Below are 23,683 nucleotides of genomic sequence, written 5' to 3' on the forward strand. Positions count from 1 at the left end.
TAAAAAGAAAAGGCCGCAATTGCGGCCTTTTTTTGTTTCCCGTATATCAAGCTCTTAATTAAACGGCTTTACCAGTCGCAGTAGCATCAACCCACTATTATTGGCTGTCACTTCTTGACCTTCAGTAAAATCAATAATGAGCGCACTATAGGTACTATTGATCCCGGAGGTGTCTGGCGTGTTAGTCCAGTAAGGAGTATTCGTCGTCGTTGGGAAGTATGTCAGGTTAATGGCCGGTTGAGCACAACGGTAGTCAACTATCGAACCAAGCTCTTTAATATTAGGTAATCGAAAGCCATCAATGCCCACCTGATCACTTTGCAACGCTAAATCCCATGAAGCAAAACTGGTTGGAGTACCGCTACATGTATTCGTCTCAACGTCATAGCTTTCACCTACATTACACTTTTGCCAAAGCAGATTCGTTGCAACATCCAAAACCGTTCCATCATGACGGTCAATAAACTGCCCATCAGCTTGAGAAGCTGGCTGATTATCTACACAGGTTTGAGCCATACTTACTGGTGAAATCAATAACGACGCCAACATAATATATTTGAGTTTCATTATTCATTACCTCCACTCACGGCTATCACACCTTGATAGGTGCCTTTATTGCACAATTTAACCTGCCCCGTCTGAGTGTCCATACACCAAGCACTGCCACTGCCATTTACCGAACTTGAGCGAGTGAGGATTGTCGTCGCAGAGCCGCCAACATTGGCACCTTTCATATAAGGAAAGTAATTCTCTGTCGTAGGGTCTTCAATACCCACGTTGTAGTTTACGATAGAGCGAGCTTCTACCGGAGAAGGCAAACGCCAATCAGTAATACCGCAGATAGCAAAAGCGTTGAGGTTCGCGAGGTAAGCCTCGCTATCACAGCGTCGATTACCTGAAGACTCGGTAGAATAAGCACATTGAGCAGAAATGGGGCCATCCGCCAGTAACTCTTCATTCTTATGGCCTAGGTTACCACCATTGGTACTCGACTGAGAATCATGCCAAGTGTAAACATAGGCAGCACTTCGCCACTGTCCAGACTCACCTTCCCATGGATAAGGGTTGTTTTCAGCATCTTCACTATACGCTTCCAACCAAGTATCGATATCTGATTGAGAAGGCAAATCAATCGGCTGTTGCTTAGCTTCAATGTACATACCAGTCCGTTCATCACGTACACATGCCCATGAAGTTGCGTTATTAGCCAGCACATTGCCGCTATAGTCGCGTTTAGTGAACACAAATCCATGCTCACCGTTAGAGTGATCCGAACCGTCTTGCTGATCGAGACCATAACTCGCATCTTGATCAGGATAGCCACTAGGCTCTGTAGTTAAATCATGCACAGCGCCATTCGAGTAGGTCGAAAAGCCCGTATCATTAATCTCTTTATCGCCTGGAATGTAAAAAGAAAGTGTACTGCCTGCCGGATCGATGTTTGTATTTCCACTACTCACCATGGTGTAAATCACAGACTCTCCACCTTCCGTTAAGCCATCTTGCTTAGCCGACACTTCGATACTGTGATTGAGCGTTTCTGCTGGAATGGTTAGCGAAAGAGAAGATAAACTGCTTGTAAAATCATCGCTTGATGCTATCCCGCTCTGCTCAAGGTTGACCGTCACCTCTTGTGAGCTGTAATGACTTAGTTCGATATAACTTGTATCACTATCACCTTCTACAACCGTTTTACTCACATCGCTAAAACGCACGGTTGGCTCATTATCACCATCGACTATCGTCACTCGCGCAGTAGAATTGCTAATCGAGTAGCTTTCACTGCTTGGCGCTGAAATCACATAGTTGAGAAGCTTGCCACCTTCATACAAACGATTATGGACAAGATTAATAGGCAAATCGTAACTGGTTACACCCGCAGCGAGTGTGATAGTTTGTGATGAGATAGGATCGTAGTTTTTAAAAGCTCCCTCACTTCGAGCGGTAATGTCACTCGTCGAGATAGACAGAGTCAGATCTTGGCTCAAGGCACTCGATAACGTTACCGTGATGGATTCAGTGCTAGAGCCCGATGTCGGCTCAGTAAGGGAGACCGAGCTAGGAAGACTAATTTCTACTTTAGTTGGGTTTGGTGGCGACGGCTCAACCGGGCTCGTATCATCGTCACTTCCTTCATGGCCACTCTGGCAGCCTGCTAAGGCAAGAGATATAAAGAATGCAAGCACACCCTTCATCGGCAACCTATTGTTTTGACAATACATTCCTTTCCTAATTCACTAAGCTGTTTGTGTACGCAGATACTATCAAAAACCTTTTCGTATAAGTATGGCGAACGTTATGTTTTTAGAGCAAATTAGTTATAAATCTGCATTTATTCCCCTAACTGGTAGATGAAAAAACAAAAATCCCCAAACCATGAGTAATAGTTTGGGGATTTAACGTGATGCAGGCTCTGCAAGTGAGGTAATAACTACTTTTTAGGCATCTCTAATTGCATCTCTGGAACTGCTTGCTTGCGCGCTCTGAGTTTGCCAATAATAAACCACGCAACGAGAGCAAAAAGAATCACAACGACGTTACCAATACCAATCATGATCATGCCTTGGGTTTTCTTCTCTTCACGCAACTCAAGTAAACGCATCTCTTCCATCAACTTCTGCTGCTTGATTCGCTCTTCTTCCTGCAATCGACGGGTTTCTGCAATATCCAGCTCTTCAACCAAGCTGTAAGTGTACTCATTTAAAGGAAAAACCAACGGGCGGCCAGAACCCATTTCTGTGGCGTACGCCTGTCCGCTCCATGAGTAATTACCCAAAGCATCACTGTAGGGTATCTTCAGTTCCAACTTATTACTTTCTTGAGCCGCTGAACCTTGAACATCAATTTGGTGCTCTTGTGGATCAATATGCTCAACAATCGCGGCTAACGATCCAGGTTCAATCATCCCCTGCTCACCCGACAACACAACTTTGTGCATCTCTTGATCACTGCGAGATTGAATAAACGTCACTTGCACCGGAGACGGATAAACCAAGACTTCTTGCTCTTGAGCTCTGAGGAAAATGCCATTGCCAGACGTAATACGCACCCGATATTTACCTGGCGCACTAGAAATCGGTAATGAAACAGTAAAAATGCCATCACCAGATACCTCATCCAACTCCATACCATCATCAGCAAACTCACCAATCACTTCAGGAATCGGGCGTGCCTCTTTGATCAAGGTATCTTCATTTTCGACAAACTTAGTGAATGTCACCTTTAGTTTCACTCTGTCTAGAAAGTCCCTAAGGACTAACGGTTTCTTATCCGACGTCAGACGAGCGGTAAATTTTATCGACTCGCCTTGATACAATCGGTTGGGTAATTGATCGGAAGACAATTCCAGGTGAGAAATGAGCTTGATTTTGTTCTTAGGGGTAACTTTACCTACCGCTTGCCAAGGACCGGGCATTGGGTTGTCGATCGAAATAATGTCCATTGATGACTCTTGATACCAACGAACATTATCTGGGCTGCGCCACGCGTAATATTTTTTACCATCAGGGCGCACCAATACGACCGGCTGTGAGTTTTCTGCCCGGTAAATAACAAAAGTAATTTGCTGGATAGAAGGATCAACTCGAAAACGATTATCGAGTAAGGTCATTGATGACTCTTTTGCAGCGACACTCACCGAGCTCAGCAGCAAGCTGAGTACAACTAACCAAATCCTTAACATCCTTTCTCCTATTGGCGCCAGAGGCAGCTTCCGCTCTTCTCGACAATATCTAATCTACTTTGATGCGCTTCTAATTCATCGGCAGTTGCACGGATAACCTTTAGCGCTTTTCGTCCACTTGCGACTCGTTTTATTGACTCGCCTCCCATATCACCGTCAGAGCTACCAGCATTAAATTGTAATGAGGTTTGCCCACCAGTCATGAGCAAGTAAACATCCGCTAGAATCTCAGCATCGAGCAATGCCCCGTGGAGTGTACGATGCGAGTTATCAATGCCGTAACGATCACAGAGCACGTCAAGATTGTTCCGCTTACCCGGGAAGATTTTCTTCGCCATCGCAAGCGTATCGGTCACCTTACAATAATCGTCGGTTTTACCAATCGCAGGATCGAGCATATCAAACTCGTAATCCATGAAGCCGGTATCGAAGGGCGCGTTATGTGCAACAAGCTCCGCACCTTTAATAAACTCTAGAAACTCGGCATGAACATCTTGATATTCAGGCTTGTCGACCAAGAACTCATCGGTAATACCGTGAACCTGTATCGCATCAGGCTGAATGTCACGATCAGGTTTTATATAGACGTGAAAGTGACGCCCTGTCAGTTTACGGTTGATAATTTCAACAGCACCGATTTCAATAATTCGGTGACCAAGGTAATGAGGACCGCCCTCTTGGTTCATACCCGTAGTTTCGGTATCGAGTACGACGATGCGGTGCTGATTAGAATTGTTGCTGGTATTCATAACAAAATATGTGTCAGACTATGCCATTAATGTGCTTAACCCAATAGTATCAAATCATGACGAAACAGGTGGAAATTTTCACAGACGGTTCTTGCTTAGGCAATCCCGGGCCTGGCGGCTATGGAATCGTATTGCGCTACAAGCAAACCGAGAAGACGCTCGCCAAAGGTTACACGCTAACCACCAACAACCGCATGGAAATGTTAGCGACGATTGTTGCCCTACAAGCGCTCAAAGAGCCGTGTGACGTCATTCTAACCACTGACAGCCAATACGTTCGTCAAGGGATTACTCAGTGGATTCATAACTGGAAGAAACGTGGCTGGAAAACCGCAGATAAAAAGCCAGTTAAAAACGCCGACCTTTGGAAAGCGCTTGATCAGGAAACTGAGCGCCACACGGTAGATTGGCGCTGGGTGAAAGGCCATGCTGGACATAGAGAAAACGAAATGTGTGACGAGCTTGCTCGTGCTGCAGCCGAAAACCCAACCGAAGAAGATACCGGCTACATTCCTAACTAGTGTTGCTGCTTGTTCGAGACCTTGTAATTGACGCTCACCGGCGTCAATTTTCGTTTCAGCTTCCAATGAGGTTTAATCGGTTTAAGTGGATAGGTTCTCTTACGCGCCACAATAAAATACAAACTGCCCATAGGTGAGGCCCAGTCACCGAGGCTATTTTCAAGCCAAGTCCACATGGTTCGATATTTCTGCATTGGAAATAATGCGTAGCTATCACACTCGATCACTTGGTAATTCAAGACACTCAACCAATCTTTTATTCGATTCGGAGTAAACATACGCCCACTCCAAGGCAAATTGTTTCTGCGCCACGGCATTAAACTCGCTAAGCCAGTAAAACTAATCGGATTAAAGCCTGTGATAATCAAATAGCCGTCATCGATCATCACTCGATCGACTTCACGGAGCATACGATGGGGGTCATTACAGTAATCAAGCTGGTGAGCCATAACGACTGCATCAAAGCTTTTTTCAAAGAAGGGTAAGTCGTACCCATCAGCAATAACATTATGCAATGGATTTTGTATATCAAGATTGACTTGATGTTGAATGTTGCACGCAAAACTGGTTAACTCGCAACTGAGACCACCGAGCTTAAGCATATGGTAGCCAAACAGTTTTGGGCACCACTCATCGAGGCGAGTTTGAATAGACTCGCTCACCCATGGGCCGTTTTTAAGCTGCGACCATGAATGAGGCTTTGCTAGCTTTTTGTTGCTACGTGCTGGTTTCATACATAACCTGCTTCACTCTGGAGACAACCATGTTAGAGATCAAAAGCATACCCGCATTTAATGATAATTACATCTGGCTAATTCAAAATAGCGATCAGCGTTGTGCTGTTGTCGATCCAGGAGACGCTACACCTGTACTAGAGTATCTAAAGCAGCACGAGCTAAGCTTAGATGCAATCCTGATTACGCACCACCACAACGACCATATTGGCGGCGTTGCCGAGTTAGTCCGACAATACCCAGGCATTGATGTCGTAGGCCCAGCAAACGAGCCAGTTCCAACCTTGACCCATCCAGTAGAAGGCGGCGATCAAATTGAACTGTTTGACGAGATCTTTTTCGTACTTGGCCTTGAAGGTCATACACTTGGTCACATCGGTTACGTTGGAGATGGTAAACTGTTTTGCGGTGACGTGTTGTTCTCTGCAGGCTGCGGACGCGTGTTTGAAGGCACTATGGAGCAGATGCATACGTCACTTACCAAGATTGCGGCTCTCCCTGAAGAAACGGAGGTGTATTGCGCACACGAATACACCGCCAGTAATCTTGCTTTTGCACTGGCCGTTGAACCAGACAATGATCTACTTCAGCAGTATCGCGACGAGGTCAACCGACTAAGAGCGCAAAATCGTCCAACCTTGCCAACGACGCTCCGCCGTGAAAAATGGATCAACCCATTTTTACGCACTGATCAACAAACCGTTATTCGCTCAGTTGCAAACAGAACAAAACAAACCGACTCACTCGCCATTTTTAGTGCATTACGTGAGTGGAAGAACGAATTTTAACGATTTGATGCTTGTCACTTTCAGTCAGTGACAAGTATTATCAGCAGCCAAGTTATAAAAGGGCTGTGCAATGCGATTAAAACACAGCTGGGTTTTGGCTTTGCTCCTTACAGGATGTCAGCTAACTCAGCCAACCGATTCTAGTGATACTTCATCACCAGAAACCTCCAACCCACCTGCGGTAAAAAAGACTGAGCCAACCGCTCAGCCATCCAAGCCGATAGCAAAACCGAAACCAATCGTTACACCTCAATCTCAAGAAGATGTGTGGCAACGTATTGCTATGCAGCTAGAGATGCCGATCCCAGATCATCAAACCGTAGATTACTACCGTACCTGGTATTTAAAGCATCCGAGTCACCTTCGCACGGTATCTAAACGAGCAGAGCCTTTCCTCTACCTAATTACGGAAAAAATTGAAGAGCGTAATCTACCACTCGAACTGGCTCTACTTCCTGTAGTAGAAAGTTCATTTGATGCATTTGCATACTCGCATGGCAGTGCCGCTGGTTTATGGCAGTTTGTGCCCGCGACAGGCAAAATGTATGGCCTTGAGCAAAACTTTTGGTATGACGGACGTCGCGACGTTCCCGCCGCGACAGACGCAGCTCTTGATTATCTCACCTATTTGAATAAGCGTTTTGACGGTGAATGGACACACGCGATCGCCGCATACAACAGTGGTGGTGGCCGAGTGTCGAGCGCTATTCGTAAGAACAACAAGTTAGGCAAGCCGATTGACTTTTTCTCGCTAGATCTACCAAAAGAAACCAGCGGTTATGTACCAAAACTACTCGCTCTAGCAGATATTATCGCTAACCAAAAGAAATACGGCATTGAGATCCCGGCAATAGCAAACAAGCCTGTCGTCACACTTGTTGACCCTGGAGAGCAACTCGACCTAGCCATCGCAGCTCGTTATGCCGGTATCTCAGTCAAAGAGTTACAAGGCCTCAATCCAGCCTACAATCAATGGTCTACTGCTCCGGATGGGCCTCATCGACTGCTGATCCCTACTCAAGCAAAAGATAGCTTCCAGTACCAAGTTGAGAAGAATCGCGGCAAAGGCATGAAGCTAGTCCGTTATAAAGTGAAGTCAGGTGACTCGCTCAGTGTATTAGCCAACCGCTACAACACGACAACGAAAGTGATTCAACGTGCAAACGGTATGGACAACAGCAATATCCGCGCTGGCCAGTACTTGATGATTCCTGCTTCAGCGAAAGATGAAAACGTCTATGCGCTCACAGCATCTAACCGCCTTGAGAAAACACAGTCAAAAAACCGAGGTCAAATTAAGCTAACACATACTGTTCGTTCAGGAGACAGCTTGTGGAGCATCGCTAAAGCTAACAAGGTTTCACACAAATCTCTTGCTAAATGGAATGGTATGGGACCGAAAGACACATTACGTGTTGGCCAAAAATTGGTGATTTGGAAGAACAGTTCTGACGGTGCCATTATTCGCACTGTATTCTATAACGTGCGCTCGGGTGACACGATAAGCGGTATTGCTAGCAAGTTTAAAGTGAAGTCACGTGATATCGTAAAATGGAATGATCTGAGCAAACAAAAATACCTTAAGCCAGGTCAAAAACTCAAACTCTACGTCGATGTAACTAAGGTAAGTGTATGACGCCCTCGAGTAATCCTTTAATCATGCTAGTCGATATTTTTCGCTCGCCTAGCGCTTGTTTCCTAGCACTATACCAACGTGGTGCATGGGGATGGCAGCCATATATTTTCCTTATTTTGTCGCCATTTCTGTTTTGGGGCGCTTACTTTGATTTGGTCAACTTTGATTGGTTGAAAGAAGTTTTAACCGCTCAATTGGCCGAAACGAATCCCCAGCAACTGGAGCTGCTCGATGCCAACACCTTAATGGCAAGTGAAATCATTAGTGACGTGTTTGGCCGAACGCTGACAATACTGATGTTAGCCTTCTGGTTCAATCTAGCGACCAAGCCAAGCCAACATCAGCACGGTTTCTGGAAATGGTTTGCAGCAGCAGCCGTCATCACTTTCCCTGCCATCATCGGAGACCTTGCAAGCTACGTTAGCGTCTTACTTAAGCACGGTCAGGTATTGGTCTATGCCGCGGACCTAAACAGCCTGAACGGACTACTCAAACTTCCACTGACTAACGAGTGGTCTCAGTTTGCGAGTTCATTCCCACTGCTTCTGCCTTGGTATATCGCTTTGGGTTATGCTGCGGTAGGTACTTGGACTGAGTTTGAACGCGGTCAAGCACTGGTTATTTCAGCACTTCCTTGGCTAGCTTACTACCTAATTTGGGCGCTCTACATTCTCATTTTCTAGAGAAAAGCTCACTTCAATAGGATTATGATCAGAGGCGTCAGTGATGGGCGCCTCCGCTTTTTCTAACACTAAATCGCGATAAAAAACATGATCCAGCGGCAAACCTGTAACAAACTGAGTTCGGTAGTCCACTTGGTAAATCACCTCTTTCAGCCCTACTTTTCTTAACGCTTGCTTCATCACTTTTAATCGAGCCTCACTCCAACTATTAAAGTCACCAGCAACAACAATGGGGCCATCGTGCTCTAGCAGCTCATGGACTAAAGTATCTAACTGTCGTTGATACTCTTCGGTACCATACGTGAAGTTGACGGCATGAATATTAACAACCGCAAGTGAACCACCTGTAGAAAGTGGATAAGTGGCATAAAGAGCAGATTTAGGCAACCTTAACCAAGGCTCTAACTCAGTGTAGGCGCAGGCAAGGTCAGGAGTATCATAACTTAAATTCAATACGCCGGCAGTAGTATCAAATGCTTTAAAAGCATCAACTTGGCTGCCAAACCACTGATTGTCTTTGATCCACTGCTGAAGCTCTTGCGTCATGCTTGCTTCTTGTAGCAAGACGAGCTGCTTATCTTCCACCAGCGTTTCTAATGCCGTTTGCCAGGAGCTCCGATTTTGCTTATAGATGTTCCAAACCAGTAAGTTGATTTGACCATTCTCATCGATGGGCTTTGCTTTCAGGTTTCGGTAACACTGTAATGAAGGTGCAAGATTACCCTGTGAAATAGAAGAAAGCTGGGTCTGTTTGGGTAACGTAAATATTGCCTGGTAACTTACTACCCCAGTCAATACCAACCCTACGGGGAGCGCCAAAAGCCACTTCTTTCTCATTGTAGACGTCCTAAAAGTAAAAAAGAGCCTGACGGCTCTTCCTTGATTATATTGGTTTCGAACAAGGTCAAAATCCGACAGAAAGTTCGCTGTTAAATCGCGTCTTCGTCTTCTTCACCTGTACGAATACGCACAATACGTTCAATATCCGTAATGAAAATCTTACCATCACCAATCTTACCCGTTTGCGCCGTTTCAACAATGGTATCGACACACTGCTCAGCGACATCGTCAGTAACGACGATTTCTAGCTTCACTTTAGGTAGAAAATCAACCATATATTCAGCACCACGATAAAGCTCAGTGTGGCCTTTTTGACGACCAAAGCCTTTAACTTCGGATACTGTCATACCTGTGATGCCAACTTCAGCCAACGCTTCACGGACATCATCTAACTTAAATGGCTTGATGATGGCTTCAATTTTTTTCATGTTCGTCCCTTAAACTTCAGCAATTTATCCCATTATCCCACGTTCATCAGGCAATAAAAAGCCCGAGCGATAAGAGCTCAGGCTAATATACAACTTAAACAAGGCTTATTTCAAACTTGCATAGTAAGCCGCTAAGTTTGCGATATCGGCATCGCTTAGCATCGCAGCTTGTGCCTGCATGACAGCCGCAAGGCCGCCGTTACGCTCTTTGTTCTTATATGCGTTGATTGAGCTAATCAGGTATTGCTCGTTTTGCCCTTTAAGGTTTGGGTAACCTGGGATCATTGCGATACCATCAGCGCCATGACAAGCCGCACAAACTGCCGCCTTTGCTTGCCCTGCTGCTACATCACCAGCAGCCATTACTTGGCCCGCCATTAAACCCATTCCGATTACCAATCCGATAGCGATTTTTTTCATTGCTCTTCCTTATAAGTCCACTTCTTCTGTGTGTTTTTATCTATACGATTTTTACACAAACCTGGATTACTTGTCCCAGATAAGTTCACAGTCTTGACCTATAAACTGATGATCAATAAATAAATCTGCTATTGCAGCGACTTGCTCACCACACATAAGGATAGGCATCCGCCTCCTCTGCCAACTTGGGATTTGATATTCTTGAAACAACTTTTTCAGTTTCCGGCTATGACCTCGTTGAGCGGGATGAGCAACCAAGCCTTCCGGATTGAAAATGACAGCTAGCGGAGCCGCTGCCAGAGCTGACAATGACAGCCCACCGTCGCTCGAGGACCTTAATATCAAATGTCCAAGCTGATCCGGCAATTCAACTCGATTGCCCAGTTCAATCTGGCTTTTCCACTGACTGATATCTTGTTGTTCAGGTACTAGGTACAGTTTCTGATTAAACCTGCGTACTTGCACTGGCGCCAAGTTTATCTCAGGGTTGGCATCATGCTTAGCCAACGCGACTTGAGTCCATATCTGTTCTAAGTGTTCGCGACTTGGCATTCGTAGCTGCATATTCGCAAACCACATACGAATTAAACGAGCTCGCGTTAAGCTGCTCAGCTCACTCATACCTTCGATTGATAAGCTGTTATCTGAGTTAAGAACCTGAGAAAACTTGTCACTTAATAGCTCATCTAGCAACTGCTCTTGTTCAGCACATAGCTGAGCGCTACGGTGCAGGGCTTGAGAAAAGTGCGGCCAACGCTGTTCGAGTACGGGAGAGACTTGATGGCGGATATAATTCCGATCAAAGCGAATGTCTTGATTGCTTTCATCTTCAACCCAACTCAATCCATGCTGATGAGCATAACTCTCGATATCATAGCGCCTAGCCTGAAGAAGAGGTCTGACTAACTGACCTTGAGAAAATGGCTTACTTTCCGCCATTGCAGCCAAACCTTTCGGACCGCTGCCGCGTTTAAGTGCTAATAGGAAAGTCTCAAGCTGATCATCAGCGTGCTGACCTGTGATGAGAATGTCGCCTTCTTGCACATGGTGAGATAAAGCCTGGTAACGAGCTTCGCGAGCGCACGCTTCTATACTTTGCCCTTTAAGGTCAAGCTGTACCTGCTCTTTTACGAATGGAATACCACTCTCAAAAGCCCAAGATTTGCACCTCTCAGCCCAATTATCGGCGTTAATACTCAATCCATGATGGACATGAACAGTAAGACACTCACGACCTGTTTGCTGCTGATACTGAGCCAATAAAGACAACAATACGCGCGAATCAACTCCCCCACTAAACGCAAGCACTATACGGCTACTGGGAAGTAAGTAATCTTCAATAACTGAAGTAAACTGCTGATATAAATTCATGAGAGCCATTACCAAAAGACTTTGACGAGTAGTTTATCATCGGCAATAAAAAAGGCCGAACTAAGTTCGACCTTTAGGAATTAACCTGCCAGAGATTAACAGTAGCCATAGCTCATTAGACGCTGGTAACGACGCTCTAGCAAGGAATCGTTATCAAACTGAGCCAACTCGTCGAGCTGTTTCAACAAGTTTGCTTTCATGTTCGCTGCCATTTGAACGTGGTCGCGATGCGCACCACCTAACGGCTCTTCAATGATTTCGTCGATAAGCTCAAGCTCTTTCAAACGAGGTGCCGTCAGGCCCATTGCGTCAGCAGCTTGTGGAGCCTTGTCTGAATCACGCCATAGAATCGATGCACAGCCCTCTGGAGAGATTACTGAGTATGTCGAGTACTGAAGCATGTTCACGTAATCGCCAACACCGATAGCCAATGCACCGCCTGAACCGCCTTCACCGACAACGTTACAAATCACTGGTACTTTTAAACCCGCCATCACTTTTAGGTTTTTCGCAATCGCTTCTGATTGGCCGCGCTCTTCAGCACCTACACCAGGGTACGCACCTGCTGTATCAATGAAGGTGATGATTGGCATGTTAAAACGCTCTGCCATTTCCATAAGACGTAGAGCCTTACGGTAACCTTCTGGTTTAGGCATACCGAAGTTACGTTTTACTTTTTCTTTGGTCTCACGACCTTTTTGGTGACCGATGATCATCACCGGGCGTCCATCAAGGCGAGCCATACCACCAACGATCGCTTTATCATCAGCAAACGCTCGGTCACCCGCTAGCTCTTCAAATTCTGTAAATACATGCTGGATGTAGTCCAGCGTGTAAGGGCGTTGTGGGTGACGCGCCAGTTGAGCAGTTTCCCACGCCCCTAGATCGCTAAAGGTCTTTTTCTTAAGCTCTAAGCTTTTCTTTTCTAGCTGTTCGATCTCTTTATCTAGATCCACACCTGACTCACCGCCGTGGCGAGACACATCACGTAGTGCTTCAATCTTTGCTTCAAGTTCTGCGATCGGCTTTTCAAATTCTAAAAAGTTTAGGCTCATCTATAGATCCTTTCTGATTCGGCTTTGTGCCAAATTTAGTTAAATTCGAGTTCTACCTGGCCATTACCAAGTAGTTGTTTTAAATCATCTAATAATGCATCGCTTGGCGTTACTCGCCACTCGGTACCTAACGTTAGACGCGCACGCGCATCGCAGCGTTGGTAGTATACATGGACAGGAACCGTTCCTGCCCGATGAGGCTCTAGTATTTGACTAAAGCGCTCAAAAAACTGGCCATCGATTTGAGATTCTTCAATCGATACAGATAACCCGCGAGCATATTTTTCGCGAGCGGTGCCGAGATCCATAACCTCGCGCACGGACATTTTAAGACCACCATTGAAATCATCAAAGCTGACCTGTCCAGAAACCACCAAAATTTTATCTTGTTCTAACAATTCAGCGTATTTATCCAACGCATCTGAGAACAACATCACTTCCATACGTCCGCTTCGGTCGTCCAGTGTCATCAATCCAATTCGTGTTCCACGTTTAGTCGTCATGACACGGGCAGCAATGACAAGACCTGAAACGGTGACACTTTGGTCGCGCCTAGTTGGTGTGGCGTCTTTTAGTCGACAACTGGTGTACTTACCAAGTTCCTTTAGATAGGCATTAATTGGGTGCCCGGTCAAATAAAGACCTAATGTTGTCCGCTCCCCTTCAAGCCAAACTTTCTCTGGCCAAGGAGCAACTTTGGTGTACTTATGCTCGACTTCTTCTGGCGCTTCGGTCAACACGCCAAATAAATCGCTCTGTCCAAATGCTTCCGCTTGGTGGTGTTGGCTCGCCGCCTTTACTGCGTCGTCTAGGGAAGCCATCATCGCAGCTCGGTGAGGGCCTAATCGATCCAACGCCCCTGCATAGATAAGCTTCTCTATCACTCGTTTGTTGACCTTTTTCAGGTCAATACGAGCACAAAAGTCAAACAAGTCTTTAAAGTGACCATCTTTGTTGCGCGACTCTAAAATTGCTTCGATTGGGCCTTCGCCGACACCTTTAATCGCACCTATGCCATAAACAATCGCGCCATCTTCATCCACGTTGAAGCGATACAAGCCTGAGTTGATGTCTGGTGGTAACACTTTCAGTTTCATGCGCAGACATTCGTCCACAAGGCCAACCACTTTTTCTGTGTTATCCATATCTGCGGTCATTACCGCTGCCATGAATTCTGCAGGGAAGTGAGTTTTCAGCCACAACGTTTGGTATGAAACCAGGGCGTATGCTGCTGAGTGAGATTTGTTAAAGCCGTAGCCCGCAAATTTCTCAACCAAGTCGAAGATCTTCATTGCCAACTCGCCGTCGACACCGTTTTTCACCGCACCATCTTCAAACGTGGCACGCTGTTTTGCCATCTCTTCAGGTTTTTTCTTACCCATCGCACGACGAAGCATATCTGCACCACCCAGCGTATAGCCAGATAGTACCTGCGCAATCTGCATTACCTGCTCTTGGTATAAGATGATGCCGTAGGTTGGATCAAGAATCTCCTTCAATGACTCGTGTTGCCACTTTTCATCTGGGTAGGAAATTGCTTCTCTTCCATGCTTACGGTCGATAAAGTTATCTACCATACCCGATTGCAGTGGACCCGGACGGAACAAAGCTACCAGTGCGATAATATCTTCAAAACAGTCAGGTTGTAGGCGCTTGATCAGTTCTTTCATACCACGCGATTCGAGCTGGAACACCGCAGTAGTTTCAGAGTTTTGTAGCAAGTTAAACGACGCTTGGTCGTCCAGTGGAATCGACTCGATCGCAACTAGATCTTTGCCCTCTTTCGCTAAGCGAGGGTTAATCAAACCTAGCGCCCAATCAATGATGGTGAGGGTACGTAACCCCAAGAAGTCAAACTTAACTAGACCGGCAGTTTCTACATCGTTTTTATCAAATTGTGTAACTGGGAAGTGGCCTTCCGCATCAGCATAAATCGGGGCAAAGTCAGTAATCGTAGTTGGTGATATAACAACACCACCCGCGTGTTTACCCGCGTTACGAGTACACCCCTCAAGGATACGACACATATCGATCAGTTCTTTGACTTCTTCGTCTGCATCATACAATTCTGGTAATGCCGGTTCAGCTTTGAACGCTTTTTCTAGCGTCATACCAGGGTCTGGTGGCACAAGCTTCGAAATACGGTCAACAAAACCAAATGGATGGCCCAATACACGACCCACATCGCGAATAACTGCTTTCGCCGCCATGGTACCAAAGGTAATAATCTGAGATACCGCATCTCGGCCATACATTTCCGCCACGTGATCAATAACTTGGTCACGCTTATCCATACAAAAGTCGACGTCGAAATCGGGCATGGATACACGTTCTGGGTTTAAGAAACGTTCGAATAGTAAGTCATATTCTAGTGGATCAAGGTCGGTAATTTTCAGCGCATAGGCCACTAATGAACCAGCACCAGAACCACGACCTGGACCTACTGGAATATCATTATCTTTTGACCACTGGATAAACTCCATTACGATCAAGAAGTAACCTGGGAACCCCATATTGTTGATTACTTCAAGTTCAATTTTTAAACGTTCGTCGTATTCCGGACGTCGCTCTGCACGCACTTTTGCATCGGGGAAAAGAAACTCAAGACGCTCTTCTAAACCTTCTTCCGATTTCATAACGAGGAATTCAGTTTCTTCCATTCCTTCCGTTGGGAAAGCAGGTAGGAAATATTCTCCAAGGCGAACAGTAACGTTACAACGCTTAGCAATCTCGACACTGTTTTCTAGAGCTTCAGGAATGTCAGCAAATAGCGCACACATTTCTTCTTCACTACGCAGATATTGCTGAGAGCTGTAGTGTTTTGGACGGCGAGGATCTTCTAACGTATAACCATCATGAATCGCCACACGAATTTCGTGAGCATCAAACAAAGACTCATCCAAAATAACCACATCATTCGTCGCGACAACCGGTAATTCAACTTGGTCGGCGAACTCTAACGCAAAGTGCAAATAGCTTTCTTCATCAGCTCGTCCAGTACGTGTCAATTCGAGATAGAAACGATCGGTAAAGTGAGTTTGATAAAACTGCGCACAGTCTTGAGCAACTTTTTGGTTACCTTTAAGGAGCGCTTTGCCGATTTCGCCACTTTTACCACCAGAGAGAACAATCAGACCTTCTGATAACTCGATCAGCCATTCTTTATCAATTACAGGTTGATGTTGAACATGGCCACGAAGGTATGCTTTGGAAATCAATAATGTGAGATTCTTATAGCCAACATTATCTGCTGCAAGAACGGTTAACTTTGTCAGCTCATCACCAAACTCTGGCGACTGCATAGCGAAATCAGCACCAATAATCGGCTTGATACCACATCCGTGAGCTGTGCCATAAAACTTCACTAGGCCACATAAGTTAGTGAAGTCGGTAAGCGCCATTGCGGGCATTCCCATTTCCGCCACTTTCTTGACCAAAGGTGGTACTTTGGACAGGCCATCGACCATGGAGAAGTCACTGTGAACTCGAAGGTGGACAAACTTAGGATCTGACATGAATAGTTCCGCAAATAGTACTTAATCGGAAAGGAATTAGGGTATTTTACGTGATAGTAAAACGTGAATATACCCCATAATTAGTGGGTTTCTAATCTAAACCCAGAGCTTTTTTCACTGGTTTGAAACTTTTACGGTGCTGGTCAATCACCCCATGCGCTTCAATCGCTTCAAAATGCGCTTTTGTTGGATAACCTTTATGTTTCGCAAAGCCAAACTGCGGATACAGCTTATCCAAATCTTCCATCTCTTGGTCTCTAACAACTTTTGCAATAATGGAAGCGGCACTGATCTCTGCTACGCGCAAGTCTCCCTTTACTACCGCCTGTGAGTCCATTGTTAACTCTGGGCATCGGTTGCCATCAATCAAAGCGAGATCTGGCTTAATAGCAAGACCGTTAATCGCTCTTTGCATCGCGACCATGGTTGCTTGCAATATATTCAGTTCATCGATCTCTGCGGGGCTGCAGCGCCCAACAGACCAAGCGAGTGCTTTTTCTTTAATTTCTGGCAATAGGGCTAAGCGTTTTTTTTCAGACAACTTTTTTGAGTCATTTAAGCCCTCAATGGGATTATTTGGGTCCAAGATCACTGCCGCCGTCACGACATCCCCAACGAGTGGGCCTCGGCCTACTTCATCCACCCCTGCCACATACTGATACCCTTGTGGATATTCAAATACAGGAAGCTCTTGTTTTTCTTTTGCCATAATTTCTATTTCTTACCAATTAATGCCAGCACTGCATTTGCAGCTTGGGTATCCGCATCTTTACGAATCCAATGATGCATCTCAGTAAATTTACCTATCATCTGTTGACCATCACTCCCTAACAAGCGTTCCACTTCCGGCGCTAAATTGTCGGGTGTACATTCCTCTAGCAAGAATTCTTTTACGATCTCTTGTTCTGCAAGAATGTTGGGCAGAGAAACGTAATCTGTTTTTACTAAGCGACGAGCGATAAACGCAGTAATTGCATTCACCTTATAGCCCACTACCATCGGACGCTTGATCAACATGCACTCAAGTGCAACCGTCCCCGATGCTAGCAATACTGCATCAGAGGCTGTTATGACATTGCGCGCGGTATCATCGACCAGTTGAAAATCGAGTTCCGGAGCAAACTCTTGCCAAGCCTGCTCAAATTGCTCGCGACGTTTTTGATTGACTAAGGCAACAACAAAGCCCAAATCAGGATGAGTTTGATGTAGGCGCTTACACGTTTCAATAAATGGTTGAGATAGCATTTTTAGCTCACTACCTCGACTACCAGGTAATACTGCTAACCACTGCTTATTTTGCTCTAACCCAAGAAGTTCACGTGCAGGTGCTTTTTCAGACACTAAAGGAATTGCGTCAGCCAACGTATGACCAATAAACTCACAAGGCACATTAAACTTATCGTAAAACGCTTTTTCAAATGGAAGGAAAGCCAATACTAAGTTGGTCGCCGCCTCAATTTTGAAGATCCGCTTTTGACGCCAAGCCCATACCGAAGGGCTCACGTAATGCACAGTTTTGATGCCCGCTTGCTTGAGGTCGAGCTCCAAACGCAAATTGAAGTCCGGCGCATCAATACCGACAAATACATCGGGTGGATTATCAGTAAAATACTTCACCAATTGCGCTTTAACTTTCAGCAAACGCGGAAGTCGACCTAGTACTTCCACAAGGCCCATTACCGCAAGCTCTTCCATATCAAACAAAGACTCACAGCCAAGGGCTTTCATCTTTGGGCCACCAATACCAACGAACTCTGCATCCGGGTATTGCTGCTTAATCGCCTTGATAAAACCTTCGCCAAGCGTATCACCTGACAACTCACCAACAACGATTCCAACTCTGAGTGGTCTTTCCATTTTGCTCACTATATAAACACAAAAAGACCGCAACCTGAGGCTGCGATCTTTTGTTAATCAATCATGACGATGCTTAGCGAATAACGCCACGCTCTGAAGTTTCCACAAACTCAATGAAATGCTTGATTGATGGCCACTCTTGCGCCATCTCTTCCAACACTTCTTTGGCTTCTGCCTGAGTCTTGCCAGAACGATAAAACTCTTTGTAAGCGTTACGCAATGCGCGAAGTTCCGCTTTTTCGAAGCCATTACGCTGTAAGCCGACTAAGTTCAAACCAAACGGCGTCGCATGGTTGCCTTGTGCTAGTACATAAGGAGGCACATCTTTAACAACAGCAGAACAACCACCGATGTAACTGTACGCACCGACTTTACAGAAAGGATGGATCGCAGACAAAGCCATGACACCTGCGTAATCTTCAACTGTTACGTGACCGCCAAGAATCGCATTGTTGCCAACATGAGTGTGGTTACCAACAATAACATCGTGCGCGATATGTGCATTCACACATAGCAAGTTATCATCACCAATCACTGTCGTTGCTTTATCTTGTGTCGTGCCACGGTGAATTTGCACCGCTTCACGAATCACATTTCGGTCACCAATCACGACTGTCGTCTCTTCACCGCCATACTTCTTATCTTGGTTTTCTTCACCAATCACAGCATGAGGGAAAATACGGTTATCCTTACCAATTGTCGTATGACCTTTGATAACAACGTGCGACATTATTTCTGTGCCCTCACCAATCTCAATTTTACCTGAGATGTAAGTGAACGGACCGACAGTCACGTTCGCTGCAATTGTCACATCCCCTTCAATCACTACCGAAGGGTGGATTTGAGCCGTTTCATGAATCATATTAAAACTCTCGACGAGCACATTTCAGTTCAGCTGAACACACAACTTCACCGTCCACTTTTGCTACACCGTTAAATGCAGCAATACCGCGACGCTCTTTTACAAACTCTACTTCAATGATCAGTTGATCACCAGGCACTACAGGCTTGCGGAACTTTGCTTTATCAACACTTGCGAAATAGTACAGTTCATTTTCTGATGGTGCACCGAACGATTTAAACGCTAGTAGGCCTGTTGCTTGTGCCATTGCTTCAAGAATCAGTACACCTGGGAATACAGGTAGTTGAGGGAAATGACCTGTAAACTGAGGCTCATTCACTGAAACGTTTTTAAGCGCGGTCAAGTACTTCTCTTCTTGATAGTCTGTCACGCGGTCAATCAGTAAGAATGGGTAGCGATGTGGTAACAGTTCCTGAATTTCAGTGATGTCCATCGTTTTCTTTTCAGTAGTCAAAGTCATATTCCTATATCAAATGCTAAATATGTTTTCTGGCTGGCATTATAGACGAAAAAGACTCGCAATTCGCGAGCCTTTTTGATCAGAATTGGAATCAAGATTCTTCGTTCTGCTCTAACAGCTTCTCAACCGCTTTCAAACGCTTGTTCATGTCATCAATACGATGTACACGGGTTGCTGTTTTACGCCACTCTTTGTTTGGCTGTAATGGGATACCTGAAGAGTACATACCCTTCTCAGAAATACCGCGCATTACCATACCCATACCTGTGATTGTAACGCCATCAACGATTTCGATATGCCCGTTGATCACGGTACCACCACCGATAATACAGTATTTACCGATCTTGGTACTGCCAGCAACAATCGTACCACCAGCCATAGCTGTACCATATCCGATCTGTACGTTGTGAGCGATCTGAAGCTGATTATCGAGAATGACATTATCTTCGATAATGGTGTCTTCTAATGCACCGCGATCAATCGTGGTACAAGAGCCAATCTCAACTCTATTACCAATGACAACAGTGCCAAGCTGAGGGATTTTGATCCACTCACCTTTTTCATTGGCATAACCAAAACCGTCGGAGCCGATTACAGTATTCGCTTGAACTAAACAGTGTTCACCTAGCACTACTTCATGGTAAATACTGACATTTGACCACAACTTAGTGTTCGCACCGATTTTAGCATTTTTACCAATAAAACAACCTGCTCCAATAACAGCGTTATCTCCCAGCTCAGCACCCGATTCGACAACTGCGTTAGCACCAATTGATACATTCTCACCCAACTTTACGTCTTCTGCCACAACAGCAGAAGGAGCAATAGAGTGAGCAGGAGGTGGTGTCGTATCAAGTGCTTGAGCCACTTTAGCAAACGCAACATAAGGGTCTGTGACCACAAGTACGTTGCCTTTACAGGCTTCACGTTGAGCTTCCTTGACCATCACGACTGTCGCTTGGCAGTCCGCAAGATGCTTCGCGTATTTTGGATTAGACAAGAAAGTTACATCACCTTCCTGTGCTTTATCCATTGGTGCTACCATAGTAACGACTGCATCAGCGTCACCATGTAGCTCTCCCCCAGTAATAGTTGCCAATTCGGCTAAAGAGATTGCTGTCATAAACGATTATTTTAGTTGTTTGATTACTTTTTCTGAAATGTTGTACTCAGGTTTGCCATATTGCATTGTCTGAATATCAACAATGATGTCGTAGCCTTCTTTCTTAGCAACTTTCGCTACTGCATCTTGAATGACTTTGAATAGCTTTTGCTTCTCTTGAGCTTCACGACGTGCAGAAGCTTGCTCTAAAGCTTGCGCTTTGATCTTGTACTTGCTATCTAGCTGACCAATCTCAATACGTAGTTTCTCTACTTCGTCTTGACCTAACAATTCACCGTCACGCTTTAGCTTTTCAATCTTGGTTTTCGCCTGCGCTTGGATTGACTTTAGTTCATCCGCTTTGTCTTTGAACTCTTCCTGCATTTTTTGCAGAACAACTTCACGTTGTGGAAGCGCTTGGAACACTTGGGCAGTGTTTACGTAGCCAACTTTTTGCGCAGCTTCTGCCGCATGAGCAAATAAAGAAGACGTCATTACTAAAAGGCCGATACCAGCCGCTTTAATTGTTTTATTCACTTTTAATTTCCTTTGAATTAGAAGGTTCTGCCGATAGTGAAAGTGAAGAATTCTTCGTCATCACCCTCGTAAATTTCAATTGGTTTCGCAACCGAGAAGACCAGAGGTCCCATTGGTGACATCCACTGCAACGCAACACCGTACGAAGCTCGGTAGTTGGTTGGATCTGAATAGTCCATGTAGTAGCGCTCATCATCATACTGAGAATCGTAAACAAACTCAGTATCCCAAACACTTGCCGCATCTAGGAACATACTGGTGCGGATCTGACTGCGCGCTTCATCAGACGCAAATGGAGTCGGAACGATCAGCTCTAAACTTGCCAATGCAACGGCATTACCACCTACAGAATCATCGGTTGAGTTTACACAAGAGTAGCCACTACACAGGCCTCCAGAACCGCCACCAGACGTTGTATAAACCGCTTTCGGACCAGCCGTGTTTGAGCGGAAACCACGTAGTGTTGTAAAGCCACCGGCGTAATAGTTTTCATAGAATGGGAACAAGTTATCGTTACCATCTGTCTGACCATAGCCGTTACCGTAACCAAGGCGACCACGCATTAAGAGCGTAAACTCATGCTTCTTCGTTAACGGAATGTACTGACGCACATCATACTGAAGCTTGAAGTATTGAGCATCTGAGCTTGGTACTGTCGCTTTAGCAAACGCACGCTGATAGTTACCTGCCGTTGGGAAGTAACCACGGTTCAAGTTATTGCGTGTCCAAGATGCATTCACGTCAAAGTCGTTGGTAATGATGTCACCATCAGCCTGATTAATACTTTGAGCAAATAACTGTGCTTGGTCATACGTTGGTACGTTACCGATCTTGTTATGGGTGTAACCAACACCAAACTCAAACCGGTTCAGTTCATCAAATGGGAAGCCCCACGTTAAGCTTGTACCATAACTTTCGTTGGTATAGTCAACGATACCGGCTTCAGACGCTTCGAATTGGTTATAGAAGATCTTACCACCAAGGCTCACACCATCTAAGTTCCAGTACGGGTCGCGGTAGTCAAGACTAACGTTCTTCTGATAGTCATTCATCATCGCACTAATACCAACACGATTACCTGAGCCTAGGAAGTTATCTTGCTGTAGACCAACTTGGAAACTTACGCCTGATTCAGTACCGTAACCGATACCGAAGTTAACGCTACCAGAGTTTGCCTCTTTCACGCTGTAGACAAGATCCACTTGGTCTTCACTGCCTGGTACACGTACAGTCTGAACATCAACAGTTTCGAAGAAACCAAGACGATTAAGACGGTTTTTACCCGTTTCAATTGACTTGGAGTTCAACCAGCTGCCTTCCATCTGACGCATTTCACGACGGAGAACTTCATCTTTGGTTGAGTTATTACCAACAAAGCGAATGTCACGCACATAAATACGCTTGCCCGCCTCAACGTTGACAACTAATGAAACCTCTTGAGTTTCATCATCAAACTCGGAAATGGTACGAACTTGAGGGTAAGCGTAGCCAGCTTCGCCTAGTAAACGTTTTACACTTTCTTCCAAGCTTGTGACCGCAGAACCGTTGTAGAGTTCACCCATTTCAAACGAAACAAGGTTTTCTAGCTCTTCCTCATCAACGACACGTTCACCACGGAACTTAACGTCTTTAACTGCATACGGTAAGCCTTCATCTAAGCCTAACGTAATGTAAACGCCCTTTTTGTCAGGGGAAATTGAGACTTGTGTAGAATCAACTTTGAATTTCAGATAGCCGCGGTCTAGGTAGTACGATTTCAGAGCTTCAATATCACCAGCGAGAACTTGCTTTTGATACTTGTCATCAGATAAGAAGTTCCACCAAGCGACATCAACATTGAGTTCGAAGCGACTTAACAAGTCATCATCAGAAAAAACCTCATTTCCAATGAAGTTGATTTGCTTAATCTTGGCAGACACGCCTTCCGAGAAGACAAATTTTAGATCCGCACGATTACGTGGAAGAGGTGTCACAACAGCTTTCACACTCGCATTGTATTTACCAACGCTGTAGTAGAAGTCTTCTAAGCCTTTTTCGATATTCGCTAACGTAGTGCGGTCAAGCGCTTCACCAACTCTAACACCAGATGCATCTAGGTTTTGTTGCAGCTGCTCTTCTTTAATCGCCTTATTACCAGAAAACGAAATGCTAGACACGGTAGGACGCTCTTTAACTTGTACTACTAGTACATTGTCTTGGCGTAAAACCTTAATATCTTCGAAGTTGCCTGATGCGTATAGAGCGCGAATGATTTGCGAGATATCCTGATTATCAACAGCATCACCAATACGCACTGGCATCTTAAGCAACGCAGCACCTAGTGTCACACGTTGCAAGCCATCTACTTGAATATCTTGAACAATAAAGCTTTCGGCACCATTTGCACTCACGCTCGTCGCGAGAGCCGTGGCAAGTAGAATCTTTTTCATCGCCATATTTGTTT

22 protein-coding genes are annotated in these 23,683 nt (G+C 45.2%); 4 read left to right on the forward strand and 18 right to left on the reverse strand.

Annotated elements, in window-relative coordinates; translation table 11 throughout:
* Positions 1–54 precede the first annotated feature (54 nt).
* From AC4MRV_RS14095 to dnaQ, 4 genes are all read right to left on the reverse strand, one after another.
* Positions 55–567, reverse strand: coding sequence for an Lcl C-terminal domain-containing protein (locus AC4MRV_RS14095; RefSeq protein WP_491187968.1), 513 nt, complete (start codon positions 565–567; stop codon positions 55–57).
* A complete protein-coding gene (locus AC4MRV_RS14100) occupies positions 567–2,222 on the reverse strand; it encodes an Lcl C-terminal domain-containing protein (protein ID WP_491187969.1) in 1,656 nt (551 codons plus the stop codon). Before AC4MRV_RS14100 ends, AC4MRV_RS14095 begins: the two co-directional genes overlap by 1 nt.
* Before the next feature lie 209 nt (positions 2,223–2,431).
* Complete coding sequence (locus AC4MRV_RS14105; RefSeq protein WP_491187970.1) at positions 2,432–3,682, reverse strand: TIGR03503 family protein; 1,251 nt, start codon at positions 3,680–3,682, stop codon at positions 2,432–2,434.
* 8 nt (positions 3,683–3,690) lie between these two features.
* Positions 3,691–4,431 carry a DNA polymerase III subunit epsilon gene (gene dnaQ / locus AC4MRV_RS14110; RefSeq protein ID WP_491187971.1) on the reverse strand — a complete coding sequence of 247 codons (741 nt, stop codon included), beginning with the start codon at positions 4,429–4,431 and terminating at the stop codon, positions 3,691–3,693.
* A gap of 56 nt (positions 4,432–4,487) precedes the next feature.
* Between dnaQ and rnhA the strand changes: the two genes are divergently transcribed.
* Positions 4,488–4,952: a ribonuclease HI gene (gene rnhA / locus AC4MRV_RS14115; protein ID WP_491187972.1), complete on the forward strand. Its 465-nt coding sequence runs from the start codon at positions 4,488–4,490 to the stop codon at positions 4,950–4,952.
* Here the strand turns inward: rnhA and AC4MRV_RS14120 are convergent.
* Complete coding sequence (locus AC4MRV_RS14120; protein WP_491187973.1) at positions 4,949–5,686, reverse strand: methyltransferase domain-containing protein; 738 nt, start codon at positions 5,684–5,686, stop codon at positions 4,949–4,951. The genes rnhA and AC4MRV_RS14120 overlap by 4 nt on opposite strands.
* A 29-nt stretch (positions 5,687–5,715) precedes the next feature.
* Here AC4MRV_RS14120 and gloB point away from each other — a divergent pair, with 29 nt between their 5' ends.
* From gloB to AC4MRV_RS14135, 3 genes are all read left to right on the forward strand, one after another.
* Positions 5,716–6,474: a hydroxyacylglutathione hydrolase gene (gloB, locus tag AC4MRV_RS14125; protein ID WP_491187974.1), complete on the forward strand. Its 759-nt coding sequence runs from the start codon at positions 5,716–5,718 to the stop codon at positions 6,472–6,474.
* A gap of 70 nt (positions 6,475–6,544) precedes the next feature.
* The gene (locus tag AC4MRV_RS14130) at positions 6,545–8,110 is read left to right on the forward strand and encodes a lytic transglycosylase (protein ID WP_491187975.1); all 1,566 of its coding nucleotides are present in this window, start codon (positions 6,545–6,547) and stop codon (positions 8,108–8,110) included.
* Entirely contained in the window at positions 8,107–8,793 is a 687-nt protein-coding gene (locus tag AC4MRV_RS14135; RefSeq protein ID WP_491187976.1) for a YIP1 family protein, read from the forward strand. Before AC4MRV_RS14130 ends, AC4MRV_RS14135 begins: the two co-directional genes overlap by 4 nt.
* Here the strand turns inward: AC4MRV_RS14135 and AC4MRV_RS14140 are convergent.
* The 13 genes from AC4MRV_RS14140 to bamA form a co-directional block, all read right to left on the reverse strand.
* The gene (locus AC4MRV_RS14140) at positions 8,761–9,630 is read right to left on the reverse strand and encodes an endonuclease/exonuclease/phosphatase family protein (RefSeq protein WP_491187977.1); all 870 of its coding nucleotides are present in this window, start codon (positions 9,628–9,630) and stop codon (positions 8,761–8,763) included. The genes AC4MRV_RS14135 and AC4MRV_RS14140 overlap by 33 nt on opposite strands.
* A 92-nt stretch (positions 9,631–9,722) precedes the next feature.
* Entirely contained in the window at positions 9,723–10,061 is a 339-nt protein-coding gene (gene glnB, locus AC4MRV_RS14145) for a nitrogen regulatory protein P-II (protein WP_006957894.1), read from the reverse strand.
* Between the two features lie 105 nt (positions 10,062–10,166).
* Positions 10,167–10,481 (reverse strand): c-type cytochrome, encoded by a 315-nt coding sequence (locus AC4MRV_RS14150; RefSeq protein WP_491187978.1) that lies wholly within the window; start codon positions 10,479–10,481, stop codon positions 10,167–10,169.
* Positions 10,482–10,547: 66 nt separating this feature from the next.
* Positions 10,548–11,852, reverse strand: a complete 1,305-nt coding sequence (tilS, locus tag AC4MRV_RS14155) for a tRNA lysidine(34) synthetase TilS (protein WP_491187979.1) — start codon at positions 11,850–11,852, stop codon at positions 10,548–10,550.
* Between the two features lie 95 nt (positions 11,853–11,947).
* Entirely contained in the window at positions 11,948–12,907 is a 960-nt protein-coding gene (accA, locus tag AC4MRV_RS14160; protein WP_491187980.1) for an acetyl-CoA carboxylase carboxyl transferase subunit alpha, read from the reverse strand.
* Between the two features lie 35 nt (positions 12,908–12,942).
* Positions 12,943–16,422: a DNA polymerase III subunit alpha gene (gene dnaE / locus AC4MRV_RS14165; protein ID WP_491187981.1), complete on the reverse strand. Its 3,480-nt coding sequence runs from the start codon at positions 16,420–16,422 to the stop codon at positions 12,943–12,945.
* 91 nt (positions 16,423–16,513) lie between these two features.
* Positions 16,514–17,134 (reverse strand): ribonuclease HII, encoded by a 621-nt coding sequence (rnhB, locus tag AC4MRV_RS14170; RefSeq protein WP_491187993.1) that lies wholly within the window; start codon positions 17,132–17,134, stop codon positions 16,514–16,516.
* Positions 17,135–17,136: 2 nt separating this feature from the next.
* Complete coding sequence (gene lpxB / locus AC4MRV_RS14175) at positions 17,137–18,279, reverse strand: lipid-A-disaccharide synthase (protein WP_491187982.1); 1,143 nt, start codon at positions 18,277–18,279, stop codon at positions 17,137–17,139.
* 73 nt (positions 18,280–18,352) lie between these two features.
* Positions 18,353–19,141 (reverse strand): acyl-ACP--UDP-N-acetylglucosamine O-acyltransferase, encoded by a 789-nt coding sequence (gene lpxA / locus AC4MRV_RS14180; protein WP_491187983.1) that lies wholly within the window; start codon positions 19,139–19,141, stop codon positions 18,353–18,355.
* A gap of 1 nt (position 19,142) precedes the next feature.
* Positions 19,143–19,595: a 3-hydroxyacyl-ACP dehydratase FabZ gene (gene fabZ / locus AC4MRV_RS14185; RefSeq protein WP_162596548.1), complete on the reverse strand. Its 453-nt coding sequence runs from the start codon at positions 19,593–19,595 to the stop codon at positions 19,143–19,145.
* Between the two features lie 97 nt (positions 19,596–19,692).
* On the reverse strand, positions 19,693–20,724 hold the full coding sequence (lpxD, locus tag AC4MRV_RS14190; protein WP_491187984.1) for a UDP-3-O-(3-hydroxymyristoyl)glucosamine N-acyltransferase: 1,032 nt from the start codon (positions 20,722–20,724) through the stop codon (positions 19,693–19,695).
* A gap of 6 nt (positions 20,725–20,730) precedes the next feature.
* Positions 20,731–21,240 carry an OmpH family outer membrane protein gene (locus AC4MRV_RS14195; protein WP_491187985.1) on the reverse strand — a complete coding sequence of 170 codons (510 nt, stop codon included), beginning with the start codon at positions 21,238–21,240 and terminating at the stop codon, positions 20,731–20,733.
* Positions 21,241–21,257: 17 nt separating this feature from the next.
* The gene (gene bamA / locus AC4MRV_RS14200) at positions 21,258–23,675 is read right to left on the reverse strand and encodes an outer membrane protein assembly factor BamA (protein ID WP_491187986.1); all 2,418 of its coding nucleotides are present in this window, start codon (positions 23,673–23,675) and stop codon (positions 21,258–21,260) included.
* Between the last annotated feature and the right edge of the window lie 8 nt (positions 23,676–23,683).

The organism is Vibrio sp. (assembly GCF_984391705.1).

Excerpts from the sequence above, each read along its gene's own strand:
- AC4MRV_RS14095 (WP_491187968.1), bottom strand. The coding sequence starts at position 567 with ATGAAACTCAAATATATTATGTTGGCGTCGTTATTGATTTCACCAGTA.
- AC4MRV_RS14100 (WP_491187969.1), bottom strand. The coding sequence starts at position 2,222 with ATGTATTGTCAAAACAATAGGTTGCCGATGAAGGGTGTGCTTGCATTC.
- AC4MRV_RS14105 (WP_491187970.1), bottom strand. The coding sequence starts at position 3,682 with ATGTTAAGGATTTGGTTAGTTGTACTCAGCTTGCTGCTGAGCTCGGTG.
- dnaQ (WP_491187971.1), bottom strand. The coding sequence starts at position 4,431 with ATGAATACCAGCAACAATTCTAATCAGCACCGCATCGTCGTACTCGAT.
- rnhA (WP_491187972.1), top strand. The coding sequence starts at position 4,488 with ATGACGAAACAGGTGGAAATTTTCACAGACGGTTCTTGCTTAGGCAAT.
- AC4MRV_RS14120 (WP_491187973.1), bottom strand. The coding sequence starts at position 5,686 with ATGAAACCAGCACGTAGCAACAAAAAGCTAGCAAAGCCTCATTCATGG.
- gloB (WP_491187974.1), top strand. The coding sequence starts at position 5,716 with ATGTTAGAGATCAAAAGCATACCCGCATTTAATGATAATTACATCTGG.
- AC4MRV_RS14130 (WP_491187975.1), top strand. The coding sequence starts at position 6,545 with ATGCGATTAAAACACAGCTGGGTTTTGGCTTTGCTCCTTACAGGATGT.
- AC4MRV_RS14135 (WP_491187976.1), top strand. The coding sequence starts at position 8,107 with ATGACGCCCTCGAGTAATCCTTTAATCATGCTAGTCGATATTTTTCGC.
- AC4MRV_RS14140 (WP_491187977.1), bottom strand. The coding sequence starts at position 9,630 with ATGAGAAAGAAGTGGCTTTTGGCGCTCCCCGTAGGGTTGGTATTGACT.
- glnB (WP_006957894.1), bottom strand. The coding sequence starts at position 10,061 with ATGAAAAAAATTGAAGCCATCATCAAGCCATTTAAGTTAGATGATGTC.
- AC4MRV_RS14150 (WP_491187978.1), bottom strand. The coding sequence starts at position 10,481 with ATGAAAAAAATCGCTATCGGATTGGTAATCGGAATGGGTTTAATGGCG.
- tilS (WP_491187979.1), bottom strand. The coding sequence starts at position 11,852 with ATGAATTTATATCAGCAGTTTACTTCAGTTATTGAAGATTACTTACTT.
- accA (WP_491187980.1), bottom strand. The coding sequence starts at position 12,907 with ATGAGCCTAAACTTTTTAGAATTTGAAAAGCCGATCGCAGAACTTGAA.
- dnaE (WP_491187981.1), bottom strand. The coding sequence starts at position 16,422 with ATGTCAGATCCTAAGTTTGTCCACCTTCGAGTTCACAGTGACTTCTCC.
- lpxB (WP_491187982.1), bottom strand. The coding sequence starts at position 18,279 with ATGGAAAGACCACTCAGAGTTGGAATCGTTGTTGGTGAGTTGTCAGGT.
- lpxA (WP_491187983.1), bottom strand. The coding sequence starts at position 19,141 with ATGATTCATGAAACGGCTCAAATCCACCCTTCGGTAGTGATTGAAGGG.
- lpxD (WP_491187984.1), bottom strand. The coding sequence starts at position 20,724 with ATGACAGCAATCTCTTTAGCCGAATTGGCAACTATTACTGGGGGAGAG.
- bamA (WP_491187986.1), bottom strand. The coding sequence starts at position 23,675 with ATGGCGATGAAAAAGATTCTACTTGCCACGGCTCTCGCGACGAGCGTG.